The sequence below is a fragment of the Geobacillus sp. FSL K6-3411 genome (assembly GCF_037965715.1).
Classification (GTDB): Bacteria; Bacillota; Bacilli; order Bacillales; family Anoxybacillaceae; genus Geobacillus; species Geobacillus thermodenitrificans.
This window is the reverse complement of record NZ_CP150187.1, coordinates 1,718,363-1,734,500: the sequence shown is the minus strand read 5'-3', so window position 1 is coordinate 1,734,500 and position 16,138 is coordinate 1,718,363. Positions and strand designations below refer to the sequence as shown.

15 protein-coding genes and 2 pseudogenes are annotated in these 16,138 nt (G+C 52.8%); 5 read left to right on the top strand and 12 right to left on the bottom strand.

All coding sequences use genetic code 11. The features are described 5' to 3' along the window. Positions 1 to 119 precede the first annotated feature (119 nt). The 3 genes and pseudogenes from NSQ22_RS08835 to NSQ22_RS08825 form a co-directional block, all read right to left on the bottom strand. Positions 120 to 744: pseudogene (locus NSQ22_RS08835) on the bottom strand (LysE/ArgO family amino acid transporter). Continuing rightward, on the bottom strand, positions 744 to 2,189 hold the full coding sequence (locus tag NSQ22_RS08830) for a PH domain-containing protein (RefSeq protein ID WP_081157132.1): 1,446 nt from the start codon (positions 2,187 to 2,189) through the stop codon (positions 744 to 746). Before NSQ22_RS08830 ends, NSQ22_RS08835 begins: the two are co-directional and overlap by 1 nt. Further along, entirely contained in the window at positions 2,179 to 2,661 is a 483-nt protein-coding gene (locus tag NSQ22_RS08825; protein ID WP_008879163.1) for a PH domain-containing protein, read from the bottom strand. Before NSQ22_RS08825 ends, NSQ22_RS08830 begins: the two co-directional genes overlap by 11 nt. Before the next feature lie 205 nt (positions 2,662 to 2,866). On the opposite strand from NSQ22_RS08825, the gene NSQ22_RS08820 reads away from it, so the two are divergent. After that, positions 2,867 to 4,240, top strand: a complete 1,374-nt coding sequence (locus NSQ22_RS08820) for an amino acid permease (protein WP_081157131.1) — start codon at positions 2,867 to 2,869, stop codon at positions 4,238 to 4,240. Positions 4,241 to 4,273: 33 nt separating this feature from the next. On the opposite strand, the gene NSQ22_RS08815 is transcribed toward NSQ22_RS08820, so the two are convergent. The 5 genes and pseudogenes from NSQ22_RS08815 to NSQ22_RS08795 form a co-directional block, all read right to left on the bottom strand. Then, positions 4,274 to 4,483, bottom strand: a complete 210-nt coding sequence (locus NSQ22_RS08815) for a hypothetical protein (protein ID WP_008879165.1) — start codon at positions 4,481 to 4,483, stop codon at positions 4,274 to 4,276. A gap of 296 nt (positions 4,484 to 4,779) precedes the next feature. After that, positions 4,780 to 5,314: pseudogene (locus NSQ22_RS08810) on the bottom strand (YdhK family protein). 60 nt (positions 5,315 to 5,374) lie between these two features. Beyond that, complete coding sequence (gene copZ, locus NSQ22_RS08805) at positions 5,375 to 5,578, bottom strand: copper chaperone CopZ (RefSeq protein ID WP_060475834.1); 204 nt, start codon at positions 5,576 to 5,578, stop codon at positions 5,375 to 5,377. Positions 5,579 to 5,593: 15 nt separating this feature from the next. Beyond that, entirely contained in the window at positions 5,594 to 7,990 is a 2,397-nt protein-coding gene (locus NSQ22_RS08800; protein ID WP_339264532.1) for a heavy metal translocating P-type ATPase, read from the bottom strand. A gap of 14 nt (positions 7,991 to 8,004) precedes the next feature. Continuing rightward, entirely contained in the window at positions 8,005 to 8,322 is a 318-nt protein-coding gene (locus NSQ22_RS08795) for a metal-sensing transcriptional repressor (protein ID WP_008879170.1), read from the bottom strand. A gap of 495 nt (positions 8,323 to 8,817) precedes the next feature. Between NSQ22_RS08795 and NSQ22_RS08790 the strand changes: the two genes are divergently transcribed. The 4 genes from NSQ22_RS08790 (at position 8,818) to NSQ22_RS08775 (ending at position 12,572) form a co-directional block, all read left to right on the top strand. After that, a complete protein-coding gene (locus NSQ22_RS08790; RefSeq protein WP_230459231.1) occupies positions 8,818 to 9,039 on the top strand; it encodes a hypothetical protein in 222 nt (73 codons plus the stop codon). 306 nt (positions 9,040 to 9,345) lie between these two features. Then, positions 9,346 to 11,436, top strand: coding sequence for a DNA topoisomerase III (locus NSQ22_RS08785; RefSeq protein WP_008879173.1), 2,091 nt, complete (start codon positions 9,346 to 9,348; stop codon positions 11,434 to 11,436). Positions 11,437 to 11,553: 117 nt separating this feature from the next. Continuing rightward, positions 11,554 to 11,745, top strand: coding sequence for a hypothetical protein (locus tag NSQ22_RS08780; protein ID WP_029760787.1), 192 nt, complete (start codon positions 11,554 to 11,556; stop codon positions 11,743 to 11,745). Further along, on the top strand, positions 11,745 to 12,572 hold the full coding sequence (locus NSQ22_RS08775; RefSeq protein ID WP_008879175.1) for a serine/threonine-protein kinase: 828 nt from the start codon (positions 11,745 to 11,747) through the stop codon (positions 12,570 to 12,572). Before NSQ22_RS08780 ends, NSQ22_RS08775 begins: the two co-directional genes overlap by 1 nt. A 139-nt stretch (positions 12,573 to 12,711) precedes the next feature. Here NSQ22_RS08775 and NSQ22_RS08770 read toward each other — a convergent pair whose 3' ends face one another. The 4 genes from NSQ22_RS08770 to NSQ22_RS08755 form a co-directional block, all read right to left on the bottom strand. Continuing rightward, a complete protein-coding gene (locus NSQ22_RS08770) occupies positions 12,712 to 13,491 on the bottom strand; it encodes an enoyl-CoA hydratase-related protein (RefSeq protein ID WP_008879176.1) in 780 nt (259 codons plus the stop codon). Positions 13,492 to 13,534: 43 nt separating this feature from the next. Then, positions 13,535 to 14,305: an SDR family NAD(P)-dependent oxidoreductase gene (locus NSQ22_RS08765; protein ID WP_008879177.1), complete on the bottom strand. Its 771-nt coding sequence runs from the start codon at positions 14,303 to 14,305 to the stop codon at positions 13,535 to 13,537. Between the two features lie 87 nt (positions 14,306 to 14,392). Continuing rightward, the gene (locus NSQ22_RS08760) at positions 14,393 to 15,145 is read right to left on the bottom strand and encodes a glucose 1-dehydrogenase (protein ID WP_008879178.1); all 753 of its coding nucleotides are present in this window, start codon (positions 15,143 to 15,145) and stop codon (positions 14,393 to 14,395) included. A 268-nt stretch (positions 15,146 to 15,413) separates the two neighbouring features. Beyond that, the gene (locus NSQ22_RS08755) at positions 15,414 to 15,722 is read right to left on the bottom strand and encodes a hypothetical protein (RefSeq protein ID WP_008879179.1); all 309 of its coding nucleotides are present in this window, start codon (positions 15,720 to 15,722) and stop codon (positions 15,414 to 15,416) included. Positions 15,723 to 16,138 lie beyond the last annotated feature (416 nt).

The window sequence follows — 16,138 nt, the reverse complement described above, 5'->3', positions numbered from 1 at the left end:
CTTCTTTTCTTTCGTTGTTTCCTATTTTAGCAGATTATCCGTTCGTTGGAAACCGCTCGGCTTGCTTCAGGATACGGGTTCGTTACATTCATGCTAAGCGCGCCATCCCTTCGGCCGTCTTAGGGCAGCCGATCGTGAAACAGGTCCATGAGCATATATCCAGCCACTCCCCAAATGATGAGCGCGGAAACCCGGTTCATGGTTCGCAATCCCCTCCCGCTGCCATCGAAGCGACCAAGCATCTTTCCAGCGAGGGAAAGCCCAACAAACCAAGCCCACGAGACAAGAATGCACGCCGCAGCAAACAACGCTTTCTCCAATCCCGTATAGCGGAGCGAGTTCGTGCCGATGACACCGATCGTATCCAAAATGGCATGAGGGTTCAGCAGCGATACTGAGGCGGCGGAAAGCGATTTGTTTGCGAGGCGGAAACATTTCCGCTGCTTCGCTTTCGCCTGTTGCAGGCTCGCTCTTCCATGTGCTCCAGCCCATATACAGCAAAAAAAGGACGCCCGCCCCCATCACAACCATTTTCGTCCAGGAGGAACCAAGCCAAACGAAGGAGACACCCAAAACGGCAAGCAAAATGAGCAGCGTATCACACAACGACGCCGTCAGCACCGCGGGCAAGGCGTGCACCCAACGCCGCTGAACCGCTCCTTGAGTCAAAATGAACACATTTTGCACACCAAGCGGCAAAATCAGTCCCAACGCCAAGATGAATCCATGAACAAACGCACTCATCATGTTTCATCCTTTCTTTCCGCTTGCAGCCAGCGATACACCGCTGCTGCGTCTTGCCCATCCACATCGACGACGCGAGCGGAAGTACCAAGTGGCATAACGGCGGCGGAAATGGTTGCTAATCGTTTTCGCTTTTGCCACCATGTCGCCGACACCTCAATCGATTGCAGGCGGCGTTTCAACATGTATGTTGTCGTTTGGCGGAACCAGCCGCTCCGGAGTGTTAGCTGCCTTGAAGAAAGCGCCCAACCGGCTGCCCGATAGCGACGCACCCCAATCCACGCGGCGAGCGGCAACACAAGCAAAAGTCCTGCTCCCCACGGGCGCTCGATGTAGGCGGCCAATAGCACCGGGACCATCAACCAATAGAGCGGCCGAAGCATATAACGGATTTTGGCGCGCTCCGGCAATGGGTGGAACGTGACATCGAGATCATACTCCGGCAGGCACGCGTGAACAATCGAGGAGACGCGCTCTTTTTTTACAAGCGGGCAAAGAACCACATCACCCGGTGGGCCGCCGTCAAGCGCTCCACCAGCATGAATGAGCGATACGGTCGCATACCCGAACAAACGCCGCAGCCAGCTCTCATGGATCATCACCCCTTGGACGCGGCCAATGGGGACGGATACCGTTTTGCGTTCAAGCCAACCGCGGGTGATGACAATCGTATCTTCTTGCTTGCGCACGGCAAACGAAGCGAAGCGGATCATATTTTGCACGATCGCCACCCCATACGCGGCCAACAGTGCAACCAAACCGATGATTCCGATGTACCACCGCCCATGTCCATTCCATGTCGCCTGCACATTGCGAAAGAGCGCTTCATACGGGATAAGATCTCCGAGCTGAGACAGAAAGGCCCAAACGGCCGCCACTACGCCAAACGCTCCCCCGCTTGTCACAGCGGCAAGCCACACTTCCTTTACGGAAAGCGTAAATAAGGGAGGAGACAGTAGTCGCTTCTCCTGGTCGTTCCATGGATTAGACTCCTCTGCCTGCTCTTTTGCCTGCTCGATATCGCGCTGCAAGCGGCGAACCTCTTCCCTCGACACGGCCGCGAGCGTCACTTCTGCTTCTCCGGGCACGTTTCCAGCCGTTTCAATATGGACTTTCACGACCCCCGCCAGCCGTTGCCATATTCCTTCCGTTATGGAAATGCCTTGAATGCGCTCGAACGGGATTGTCCGTTTTTTGCGGACGAATACTCCTTCTTCCACTTGCAATGTTTGATCATCCCAGCCGTAAGTGAAGCGAACCCAGGAAAGAATGCCGGCAACGATCGTGTAGGCGAGCACAAGAAGCGGCACGACGAGATCCCGCCAAGAAAAATCGCCGCCGCTGCCAGCTACGACAACTACCAAAAGCGGGAGCAGCACGTTTTTCAGCTCTCTCCCTACTCCGGTTACCATCGCAACGGGATGAAGACGGCGCTTAGTCATCATTCCGATCCGCCACCTTCGCCCACTCAGCGATCAACCGGCAGAGCTTTTCCGCCTCCGGTTCAGATAGCGCAGGGATTTCATGGACAGTGGCGGCCGTGAAAATCACAACCGAAGCCAACCCGTACCGTTTAAGAAAAGGGCCTTGCCGCACATCGACATGTTGAACGCGATTCATCGGAACTAGCGTCCATGTCGTTGACCAAACACCGTGCTGAATTTCTATTTCTTCCTCGCGAATATCATAACGCCATCGTTTCTGGCGCAAGGGAGGCAACCATCCGACCCATAAGATCGCTTCCACTACCCAGATGCCAACCAACACCACTAACCACCACTTAGGAACATGAAAGCGCGACAGAAACCATGCGATTCCGCCGACGACTCCCCCGGACGCCAACGTTACTAACACCCCGGTCAAGCGCCACACGGTGATGGCTTTTTCTGAAATCGGTTTGCCGCTGTTGCGAAGCATTCTATCAATCTCCTTTTGGCAAGTTCAAAACCTGTTTCCAGTATAACAAAACGTTTCCATACTGACGATGTGTTTTTCACGAATCATTGACAGAAAAACATAACTATTATATTCTAAAACTATCTTTTTTGCTTAACTGCATAAAAGCATAAAAGCAAAAAAGTGCATCATGGAAGGAACTTCGTACGAGAAAGGTTGTTGCTGTATGGAACATTCGCGCCCATCGTTGCAAAAAGGGCTGTTGCCTCGCCATGTACAGTTGATGGCGCTAGGCGGCATGATCGGCACCGGTATTTTCAAAGGAAGCGCCGATACGATTCACATCGCCGGACCAAGTGTCGTTCTCACATATCTCCTCGGCGGGGCGCTGCTGTTTCTTATTATGGCCGCATTAGCCGAGATGGCCCTCGCCTATCCGGGCGAAAACGTTCAACATTTGATCCGCCGGGCGTTTGGCTTTCGTTGGTCGTTTCTCGTCGGGTGGCTGTATTGGGCGAACTGGACATTGGTCACAGTCGTCGAGCTGCTTGCGGCAGGAAGTTTTTTACGCTATTGGATGCCATCTGTGCCGCTTTGGTTGCTCGCCCTTGGCTGCGCGTTATTGATTATCGTGCTGAACTTGTTTCCGGTTCGATACTATGGAGAAACGGAATTTTGGCTCGCTGGATTGAAAGTGGCGGCGCTAGTTGTATTCATCTTGCTTGGGGCCGGCATGTGGTTTGGTGTGATCGAAGGGGCGAACGGAGACCCATGGGCCCGTTATGCGACCTACGATACTTGGTTTCCGCATGGGGTTGGGGGCATGATCAGCGCCTTGCTTGTGGTTGTGTTTTCATACGGTGGAGCCGAGCTGATCGGTGTGGCGGTGACAGAGATGAAAGACGCCGACCGGGTGCTGCCGCGGGTCATCAAAACCACGATATGGCGGGTCATCGGCTTTTACGTACTGCCGATCGCCATCATTTGCGGCATCATGCCGTGGAACGCCGTATCGGCGGAAAACAGCCCGTTCGTCCAAGTGCTCGAGGCAACGGGCATTTCGGGTGCCGCCCATGTGATGAACGCGATCCTGCTTATTGCCGTCTTATCAGCAGCCAACACCGGGGTGTACGCCACTTCTCGCTTGCTCTTTTCAATGGCCGAACAAGGAGAAGCAAGCCGCCGCTTGTTACGGACGACACGACACGGGGTGCCGCTTTACGGCATGGGAATGGTCGCTCTCTGCATTGCCGCAGGAGTCGTCGGTGCGTACTTGGCGCCAGGGCGGATCATCGGCGAGTTGATGACGATCCCTGGGTTTACGGTGCTGATCGTCTGGATGATGATCGGAGCGGCCCAACTCAAGCTGCGGCCGAATTACGACACGAATCCGTTCTTTCGCGTCAAAGGATTTCCGTACACGACGAGCATCGCCGTCGTGTCGCTCGGCGCGATTTGGGTGAGTTTTTTATTCCAGCGCGAGCATCGAATCGGCTCCGTTCTTTGCCTGATGATTTTGGCGATTCTCGCAATGTATGGATTCATCAAAGAAAAACAGCGCCGGCTGCCGGAACAGAACATTGACGAACAATCCGCATGAACAAGAATGCACAAAGAAAAGGTGCCGTTGTCGTTATGGACGGCGCCTATTTTCTTGTTGCCCCCAACTGTTTCCGCGCCATTCATCCCACGCCCGCCAGCTCATGACCGCCATGCCGAGCGCCAAAATCAGTGCTTGCCCGTCCACTCGTTGCTCGACCCATAAACGATACAAACTGACTCCGACTCCATATACGAACCAGCATAAGCAAAACAGCAGAACCCCCAGCCAAAACCATTTCATTGTTTTCTCTCCCCTCAATCATTCCATATAGGAAAATGCTTGCTTTCATCTTCATAAAAGGGATAGGTTTTCTCGCCCACACCTTTTGTAATCTATCATACTCTTCATTCCATATCGGTTTCATTATACCTTTATTTCCATAAAAGAGAAACACGAGGAGCTCTAAAGATCATCCCCGTACTGAATCACGAAATGTACCATGGTGACGTTGTTCAGTATGGGATCTATAGAAGAAGGGGTTCTCACCGCTTTGGAGACACTCTTGCTGTGCACGTGACGCAAACGTCGCTTATTCACTATTTCACGGGCGACCGTTCATCTTCCGTCACCCATTTGTGGTTTGGTACTTGTTCGCCAGTTTCTGTATCGATGTAATCAACCATATACATTGTCGTTTGTTGGACTGAATCGATGATGGCTTTCGCGCTTTTCATCCCTTCCATATGGTCAGCGTTCAAGACGACTTTCATCCCCTGGCTGAAACGGCTCTTCCCCGGCGCTTTCGATTTCCTCATGAATGACCCATCTATGGTTTTTCACCGAGTTTCCGCCGGTCGTCGGGGGTGTGTCACTGTATAGACAGTCGTGTCAAACGCGTCAGAAACAGTCGCTTCCGCCCCGCTCATCTCCGGCATATGGTCAGCGTGAATGATGATTTTGCTTCCGACCAGGTAGGTGGGTTGCTTGGCTTCTTCCAATCCGGCCGGGACATCGCCTGAACCGGAGTGGTTCATTTCCCCGTGATCGGCATCATGGGGGGTTTTCTTCTTGGCTGGCGTTTTCTTTTGGCGCCGCTTCATCATTTCCAGCACCGGTGCAAGCCGTGATCAGCCTCTATGCCGCGGCGAAATAAAAAAAGCATTCCCTCAAAGGAGAGGGAATGCCCAATCGTTAGACGACATCATATCCTTGATCTTCAATCGCGGCTTTCAACTGATCCACGGTCACTTTCGCCTCATCGTACTCGACGTCGACCGTCCCTTGTTCCAAATGGACGTCGACCCGGCGGACGCCATCGAGCTGTTGTAAGGTGTTCGTGACGGCGGCTTTGCAATGGCCGCATGTCATTCCTTGCACGTGTAAAGTGAGCGTCATCGTTTTTTCCTCCCGTTATTGTGATAGTTTCACCCGTTTCAGACGAAGCGCATTCGCAACGACCGATACGGAGCTAAACGCCATCGCCGCACCGGCGATCCATGGTTCTAATAAGCCGGCGGCAGCGACCGGAATGCCGATCGTGTTGTAAACCAACGCCCAAAACAAGTTTTGGCGGATGTTTCTCATCGTTTTCCGGCTCAACTCGATCGCCTGCGGAATATGAGCCAAATCACCGCCGACAAGCGTCACGTCAGCCGTTTCAATGGCCACATCGGTGCCGGTGCCGATCGCCATGCCGATATCGGCTTTCGCCAAGGCCGGAGCGTCATTAATGCCGTCGCCGACCATCGCCACCCGCTTTCCTTGTTGCTGCAGCTTGGCGACGATGTTCGCTTTTTCTTCCGGCAGCACCTCCGCATACACATGACGAATGCCAACTTGGCTGGCGATCGCTTCCGCGGTGCGGCGGTTGTCGCCGGTCACCATGTACACATCAATCCCCATTTGCGTTAACGTCTGAATGGCTCGTTTCGAGCTCTCTTTCACCGTATCGGCGACGGCGATTAAACCGGCCAGCTCTCCGTTAATGGCGACAAGCATCGCCGTTTTTCCTTGTGCTTCCAACGCCGCCATTCGTTCCTCTGCGCTCGCTACATCAATCGAACGGTCGGTCATGAGCTTGCGCGTGCCGACCAACACGGATTGGTCATCCACCACCGCTTCAATGCCATGCCCGGCCATGGCCGAGAAACGGCGGAGCGGCTTTGGCGCAATTCCTTTTTCTTTTCCATACGCAACGATCGCTTGCGCCAACGGATGTTCCGAAGCGCTCTCGGCCGAAACGGCGTAGGCAAGCATGTCTTCCCGGAGCGTGATCACATCGGTCACTTCCGGTTTGCCTTTTGTCACCGTTCCTGTCTTATCAAGCAACACCGCTTCGATTTGCTGCGTTCTCTCTAAGTACTCACCTCCTTTAAAGAGAATGCCGTACTCCGCCCCTTTGCCGGTGCCGACCATAATCGATGTCGGTGTCGCCAAGCCGAGCGCGCACGGGCAGGCGATAACCAACACGGCGATGGCCGCTTCAAGGGCGGCGGTGACATCTCCTGGCGCCACGATCAAGTACCAAACGAGAAACGAAACGGTCGCGATGGCGACAACAATCGGGACAAAAATGCCGGAGATGACATCGGCCATCCGCTGAATCGGCGCTTTTGACCCTTGCGCTTCCTCGACGATGCGGACGATGTGGGCGAGCGCTGTATCTTTCCCGACTTTTTCGGCTCGGATGGTCAAAACGCCGTTTTGGTTGATCGTCGCACCAATGACGGAATCGCCTTCTTTTTTATCGACCGGAATCGATTCACCCGTAATCATCGACTCGTCGACCGACGAGGCTCCGGCAATGACCGTTCCGTCCACCGGAATTTTTTCCCCCGGCCGAACGATGATCGTATCGCCAACAACAACTTGTTCGAGCGGCACCTTTTGTTCGCTTCCGTTGCGGATGACCGTCGCCTCTTTCGCCTGCAGGCTCAACAGTTTCGAAATCGCTTCCGTCGTCCGCCCTTTGGCGAGCGCCTCAACATATTTGCCAACCAAAACAAGCGTAATCAACACTGCGCTTGTCTCAAAATACAATCTTGGCGCATAGCCTGGGACAGCCAACGTTTTGAGCGCCTCATACAAGCTGTAAACATAGGCCACTGACGTGCCGAGAGCGACAAGAACGTCCATGTTCGCGCTCTTGTTGCGCAACGCCCGGTACGCACCGAGATAAAACGGGCCGCCGATGTAAAACTGCACCGGAGTGGCCAGCAGAAGCTGCACCCACGGATTCATCAGCCCATGCGGCATCGGCAGACCGAGATCGAATGGCAAATGGGCGATCATCGTATACAACAGCGGCAGTGAGAACACCGTTGACAAAACGAGTCGGCGCCGCTTTTGTTTCCATTCGTCTTCATTGCGAACGCCCGACCGCTCCTCACGGAGGCGTCCTTTGTAGCCAAGCCGCTCGATTTTCTTTAGGATATCCTCGATGGACAACACACCTTCTTCGTATTCAACGACAGCGCTGTTCGTCGCTAAGTTGACCGTCGCCGCGGTAATGCCGTCCATTCGTTTTAACCCTTTTTCAATCCGCGTCGCGCACGCCGCACACGTCATGCCGGCAATATCGAGCGTCACTTTTTCCTTCGCCACGCCATAACCTAATTGCTCAATTTTCGTTTCAATATCCTTAAGGCGCTGTTTTTCAGGATCATATTGAATCGTCGCCCTTTCCATCGCCAAGTTGACGTTCGCCTTGACCCCGTCTAGTTTGTTCAACACTTTTTCGATCCGGTTCGAGCAGGCGGCGCACGTCATGCCGGTGATGCGGAGCGTCACCGTTTTTGGCTCTCCCATCGGTCAACCCTCCCTTATTTTGCAAACTGTTTGATCACATCCATCAACTCGCGGAGCGATTGTTCGCCGCTTCCTTCACGGATCGCTTTTGCTACGCAATGATTCGCATGGCGTTCAAGCAGTTGCATCCCCACTTGGCGCAGCGCCGCTTGGATGGCGGAAATTTGGACTAAAATATCAATACAATAGCGATTGTCTTCCACCATTTTCTGCACCCCGCGCACTTGTCCTTCGATGCGTTTTAGCCGTTTCATAATGTTTTCGATTTCCTCTTTCGTACGCGGGATCATCGTTCCATGAAGCACATGTTCTTCTTGTGACGGGTGAGTCATCTTATTCACCTCTTCTTTTTAGTCTATATACATTATACCCGAAGGGGGTATATAGTTACAACACGTTATCTTCTTTTCGTAACAAAAAAACACTTCGATAAGCGTCGGATGATGGAGACGGCGTTTCCTCTATCCTTTCTTTCATGGATCCGCTACCTTGCGATGCAAGTCGCTTCTTTTGTGGTAGACGTTATACATATCTAGCAACTGTCGCTCCGACAAGTTCGGATGCATGCTTTTCATATGAGGGGCATTTAGTCAAACATGAGCAGACCGTTTGTGTTGGCCAAGACAATCCGTTCCTGTCCTTAGCGCCAACACGATAGCCAACAAGCCTCCCGCCACTTTTTTCATAGGTATGCCCCTCTTCCTCATCATAAACGAAAATGATGGAGAGCGTATCCAGAAGGAGTGACAACTTTTTATCTTCTTCCTTCTGACTAAGATGCGTCCATGATGATCAAAATGGAGCGTGAAAGGAAGGGAAGATCACCGATGAAACTGCGCATCATGACATGTAACATTCGCCACGGAAAAGGCACAGACGGGATTTTTGAACGTGTTTCTCTCCTTATCGATCAAATCCGTATGATTGTTCCAATTTTGCTATTTTATCTTGAAAATGTGCAGAAAGTATGGATATGGTCGAAAAGAATGGGAAAAAACCGTGATATCCGTCCGGTCCCCGTCTTTGAATATGAGGAAAGGCTGGTTTGACGACGTTTTTTCATTCAACATGCTTCTCTTTATTCTATCACCGTTCTTCTAGAAGTCTGGTGAGCATACGATGGAGCCGGTTGTGAGTGGTCAAGCGAAGAGGAAAACCGCATTCATTCGGATTCTCCACGCAATGCACTCAATGAACGATGCTGTGCATCATCGCTCTTCCTAAGTAGATCTTCATGCCGCCACCGTTGTTCCTTTTCGCTCAGGGTCAAGCCTAGCGGGTGCGTCTTTTTCTTTCTTCCATTATACTAATAAACAGACCGCACCTAGTGGGAGACGACAGAAAGGAGTTTTTTTATGAAATCGCTCGTTTTAGCGGAAAAGCCGAGCGTCGCCCGTGACATCGCCCGCGTGCTCGGCTGCAAAAAAACACATAAATCATACTTGGAAGGGCCGCGCTACATCGTCACATGGGCGCTTGGGCATTTGGTTGAACTCAAAATGCCCGAAGACTATGACCGGAAATATGAAACGTGGCGGCTCGAGGACTTGCCGATCATTCCGAAAAAAATGGGCTTGAAAGTGATCCGGCAAACGAGCCACCAGTTTCGCGCCATTGAACGTTTAGCCAAACGCCGCGATGTGAAAGATTGCATTATTGCGACCGACGCCGGCCGCGAAGGGGAGCTGGTCGCGCGTTGGATTTTGCAAAAAATCGACTGGAAGAAGCCGATTTGGCGTTTATGGATTTCATCGCAAACCGATCAAGCCATTCGCGACGGTTTTCGCCAGTTAAAACCCGGGACGCAGTTTGACCGGCTGTATGAATCAGCCATCTGCCGCGCCGAAGCGGACTGGCTGATCGGGTTGAACGTGACCCGCGCCTTGACGACGAAATACAACGATCCGCTCTCAGCCGGGCGTGTGCAAACGCCGACGCTCGCGATGATCATCGAACGCGAACGGGAGATTCAATCGTTCGTTCCCGTTCCGTATTGGACGATTCACGCCCGCATCGGTTCTGTCACTGCGGTATGGGAACGGCACGGTGGGAAACGGCTGTTTGACAAAGACGAAGCCAATGAGCTGATGACTCGCCTCAAAGGCCAGCCGGCGCGTGTTACATCGGTCAAGCGGAAGCGGAAAAGTGAACCGGTCCCGTTGCCGTATGATTTAACCGAGTTGCAGCGGGAGGCGAACAAGCGGTTTGGCTTTTCGGCGAAAAAAACGCTCTCGGTATTGCAGCGGCTATATGAACAGCACAAGCTCGTTACGTACCCGCGCACGGATTCACGCTATTTGCCAAGCGATATGAAAGCGACGATGACCGATCGGCTTTTGGCGATGAAGCCAGGCTATGAAGACGTGATCTCCTCCCTGCTCACCAAAAAGAACGTCAAGGCAGCCAACCGGGTGTTCCAAGATGACAAAGTGACCGATCACCACGCCATCATTCCGACCGATGAACGATTGGACCTCGCGAAGCTGTCGGTGGATGAACGCAAGCTGTATGACATGATTGCCCGCCGCTTTTTGGCACTGTTTTACCCACCGTATGAATACGAAACGGCAACCGTCGTCTTCGAGATCGGCGACGAAACGTTTGTCGCCCGGGAGACGGCGGTCGTGAACGCAGGGTTTAAAGCCGTTCTTGGCAAAGAAGAAACAGAAGCGAAACCAACGTTGTTACATCTATCGGAAGGCCAGACGCTCGCATCGGTACAACTTGAGATGGAACAATCGTTCACCGAACCGCCGTCCCGTTACTCAGAAGCCGATTTGCTTGCACAAATGGAGAGATATGGACTCGGCACACCGGCAACAAGAGCGGACATCATCGAGCGGCTCGTCGAAACGGAAGTGGTCGAGCGGAAAGACGGACGCTTTTATCCGACGAAAAAGGGAAAACAGTTGATCGAACTGGTCAACGAGGAACTGAAATCGCCGGAGTTGACCGCCCGCTGGGAGCGTGAGCTCGAGGCGATCGCTCGTGGAAAAGGAAATCCAAAACAATTTTTGGCTAACATCCGCCGACAAACGGAGCAGCTCGTCACTGAAATCAAGCAGAGTGAACAGACGTACAAAGCGCCAAACCTCACGAATCTCACCTGTCCGGAATGCGGTTCACTCTTAAAAGAGCGGAAAACGAAAGACGGACGGATGCTCGTCTGTTCCAACTTGGAATGCCGCTACCGCCGAAGACGTGATCCGAAGTTGTCGAATCGCCGTTGCCCGCAATGCCACCGACGCATGGAAATGCATGAAGGAAAGGCCGGGCTCTATTTCCAGTGCCGCCCATGCAACATTGTAGAAAAAGCGGAAGAAACGAAACGCACATCCGCGAAAGGAACGGAGCGGGCGTTGCTCAAAAAATACAGCCCGTCCAATGAATCGTTTGGCACAAGCTTAGGAGAGCTGCTCAAACAGGCACTTGAAAAAAAGGAATAATCACTGTCAACCGCCAGAAGCTATGACTCTGGCGGTTTCTTTGTATCGCTGAATCTGAAACCTTCTTTCTCTTCACTCCGTATATATAAGTAAATCTACCGCAAAGGAGCGATCATGATGTTCAAGAAGTTGTTAAAGGGGCTTTTGGGGCAGAACCATCACTCCTGGTACTATAAGAAACATTACAGCAGCAGTGATTACCATATGCCGAAATCTTATTCTTATAAGCACCCGTCCCAGTACGGCCATTACCATTACAAAAAGAAACATCATAGCGGCAGCTTTTTCTCGAGCTTTTTTGGCAGCTGATGAAGCGATTCATTGACCGCCATCCGTTCATCGCCCGCTGGATTGACCGCCCGCACCGGAGCGGGAAGGTGCTTTTTGGCCGCTATGAAATCATCGAAGAACTCGGAATGGGGAGCTACGGCATCGCCTACAAAGGACGTGATCGCGACACCGGACGCCTTGTCGTCATTAAACAGGCGCGGCGGACAAAAGGGGAAGACGGCCGCCGTCTGCTTCAACGTGAAGCGGACGTGCTATCGCGTTTACGTCATCCACAAATTCCGGCACGATACGATACGTTTATCGAAGGCGGACAGCCGCATCTTGTCATGGACTATATCGACGGGCAGACGGTAGAAGATCAAATTTTCGGGCTCGGGATCACGTACACGGAACAAGCGGCGTTTCGATTGTTGCTCGATGTGCTTGACGTCGTGCGGTATATTCACGCTTCGGGCATCGTCCACCGCGATTTACGCATCCCCAACATCATTTGGCGCCATGGGACGGTAGCCATTATCGACTTCGGGTTGGCGTGCCGCATGGGTGAACGAGTAGATTTGCGCGATGACGATCCGCTTGAAAAGCGGCTGCGGCGCGAACCACACCCGCGAAGCGACTTTTATGCGCTCGGTCATTTCACGTTATTCCTCTTATATTCCGCTTACGAACCGACAAGTGAGGACGAAAAAAGCTGGGAAGAAGAGCTCGACTTATCCCCGAAAGCCCGAGCGATGTTGCGGAAAATGCTGCAGCTAGACGCGCCGTATGACCACGTTGACGAATTGATCGCCGATGTCAAACAGTTATTGGCCGAAAACGACCTAGCACAAACTAGGGTGCTCTAAAATCAACGGAACAAAAGCCCCTCTCGCCCATTGCGTCACGACGGAGGGGCTGATGTCATTTCAAGAAGCTTCACACTTAGGCATCAAGATGTCGAGATCCCATATGAATAAGACCGGTTACCATGTTTCTCACTGCTGATTATTTTCCCTGAAACACCGGCTTTCGCTTCTCTTTAAACGCCGCCACCCCTTCGCGATGGTCGTCCGTTTCGACCATCAATCCTTGGATGAGCCGCTCTTCTTCGAGAATTTCTTCGAGCGTCGCCGTCAAAGCGTGCTCGATCAGCCGTTTTTGTTTGCCGATCGCTTTTGTCGGTCTAGCGGCCAGTTTGGCAGCGAGCGCTTCCACCGCCTCGCGCAACTCTTCGGCCGGAACGATCTTGCTTAACACACCGAGTTCATACAGACGGTGGGCCGAAATCGGCTCGGCGGTGAAGAAAAATTGCTTGGCCAAATGAGGGCCGACAAGCCGCGGCAACCAATACGAACCACCGCCGTCGGAGACAAGGCCGACATTCGCAAAGCTCAAAATGAATTGACTATCTTCGGCGGCCAAAATGAGATCGCAAGCCAGTGCCAAATTGAACCCTGCCCCAGCCGCCACGCCATGCACAGCAGCAATGATTGGTTTTTCACATGATTTCATCGTCATAATGAGCCGATTAAGGCGGCCGATATGCTCATACGCCTGCGAGGCGCTCGACTGCCCCATTGCTTTGACGTCACCGCCGGCGCTGAATGCCCGGCCGGCACCGGATAGAACGATCGCCCGAACAGCGTCGTCCATCGCAGCGCGTTCGATTGCACGAGTCAGTCCAGCGATCATCTCCGGACTGAAGGCATTGAGCCGCTCCGGACGGTTCAATGTCAGCCATAAGACCGAGCCGGACTGTTCCACAAGCAAATGCATGGTTTCCATGTCCCTCTTCCTTTCCTTCTTTCATTTCCAATGAACATGATTGCTATTTAATGAGCCAACCGCCATCGACCAACACATCGGAGCCGGTCATGTACGATGCTTCCGAAGAGGCAAGAAACGCAATAACGCTTGCAATCTCTTCCGGCGTCCCCACCCGGCCTAAGGCGGTGTTGCGCTCAATGGCTTTAACAAACCGCTCGTTTTGCAGGCCCTGCTCCGTGAGCGGCGTCTCGACAAAGCCAGGTGAAACGGAATTGACGCGAATGCCGTATGGAGCCAGCTCCAAGGCGAGCGATTTCGTCAAGTTGATCACACCGGCTTTGGCGGCACTGTAGTGCGGAATGTGCGCTCCTGCCTGATGTCCGGATAGCGATGCGACATTGACAATCGCCCGGTTGACGCGCTCCCTCTTCGCCCCTTCGATCATCAGCGGCGCGAGCGTTTGTGATACGAGAAAGACGCTTTTGATATTGACGCGTTGCACATCATCCCACTCTTGTTCCGTGAGCTCGAGCCATTTCGTATGGGTCGAAATGCCAGCATTATTGATAAGCACATGCAAGTCGCCGTATCGGCTTTCCACATACTCGGCTAACGCTTTCACTTGTTCGCGATCAGTGACATCGGCCGCAAACCAGTCTGCAGCCGCCGGCGCCTCGAGACGCGCGATTTCTTGTACCGTTTCTTCCAGTTTGGCGGCGGTGCGGCCAACAAGCACGACGTGCGCTCCTTCTTGAGCCAAGCGGATGGCCGTCGCCCGGCCAATGCCGCTTCCCCCTCCCGTGACCACTGCTACTGTATTCGAAAAACGCACCGTTTTCCTCTCCCTTTCTCTTTTGTTCCCTCGATCACACAGGACCTATTTCAAATACAGTCGTTGCTCTCATAAGCCTTCCCACTTCTAAAACGTCAGTCCACCGCCGTCGACCGACAACGTCGCTCCGGTGATAAAGGACGCCTCATCGGATGCCAAAAACAACACAGCGTTCGCCACTTCTTCCGGTGTTCCGATGCGGCCGAGGGCGTTCGCTTTCGAGATGATCGGCCATTTGCGCGCATCTTGTTTCCAAGGCGTGATAATATTTGTGTCAATGACGCCTGGGGCGACGGCGTTGACGCGAATATTGAACTTGCCGTATTCGAGCGCTGCATTTTTCGTTAACAAAATGACACCGGCCTTGGAAGCGTTATAAGCCGATTCATATTTTTTTCCTTTCATTCCAAGCAAGCTCGATGTATTGACAATCGCCCCACCACCTGATGTTTTCATGGCTGGCACTGCGTATTTGATGCCAAGGAACACCCCTTTCAAGTTGACGTCGATGACCCGATCCCACTCTTCTTCGGACAAATCGGTGCTCCGCACTTCCGAATGGCCGATGCCCGCGTTGTTAAAAAGAATATGTAGGCCCCCAAACGCATTGACTGTTGTTTGAACAAGATCGTTCACCCCCTTGGAATCGGACACATCCGTCTTGACAAAAATGGCTTCGCCTCCGCGTTCCCGAATGAGACGAACCGTCTCCTCTCCACCTACCTCATCAATATCGCTCACAGCGACTTTCGCCCCCTCAGCCGCAAACCGTACCGCCGTCGCCCGGCCGATGCCGCTGGCGCCGCCGGTGACAATGGCGGCTTTTCCGTTCAACCTCACGTTTCTCCCTCCTTTCCACTCTTTTTACACCCGCTTTCAAAACAATGTATACTAACTGGTCAGTATGTTGTTTCTTTTATTATACAATATATTTAGAATATTTTAAATCCTTTTATCCTCCTCATTGAGAAGCCTCCGCTTCCGAGCACAGTAAAAGGAGAAACGGAGGCGATGATCACCCGCTCGCTTCGCGGAAAGGACGCTTGAATCGCAAGCAAGAAAGCGAGAACCATCAAAAAGAGGGGAAGCCGCGATATGGGCTTTCCGTTCATCGATCGATGAGATCAGCCGCACCGTCATCGGTGCGTCCTTTGTCCTCTCCCCAGTTGTCTTGAGACTCGAAAAATGATTGGCAGAGCGCATCAAGCGATTGCAGTTGTTCAATCAACCCTTGCAAATCGCACGTGCGGAACGTATCGCTCCATTCACGTCCTTCCTCGGTAACCGAGTACAAATGAATTTCCATGCATCCGTCCCAACGGACGTTGGCGTCAAGCCAACCATCCTCGCTTTCCAGTTCGAGTGCAGTGGTCTTCCCATCTTCACTCTCATGCTTCGCTTTGATGACCCATACCATCCCTACACCGCCTTTCTTCCCCTTGCTTTGATGATCATTGACGTTTATGTCCGCTCATGTTCCACCCCAATCCATGAAATCGAGGGAGTCGGTCGACGGATGTTCGTTCGCCTAGTGTAGCACCGCATCCACTACAGCTGCGGCGCTGCCAGATTCAGCGAAGTGCGCAATGTGATCCAATTGGGGCTACCTTGTGGAGCCAAGCTCTACACATTCCGCCAAAAACGCTGGAACACAAGCGACATTGCTACGCCCTTGCATTCTGCATTGACGTCGCCAAATCCGCCATCATTTATAACGCGTGTCTTCCGAGTCGACCATTACGTTGCCCATAAGCCTTGTCGTTTATAGTATGCCTCAGACGACGGTTGCCGCTCCGAAAAGAGCTGGGCGGAGAGGAGGACATTGCCATTCGT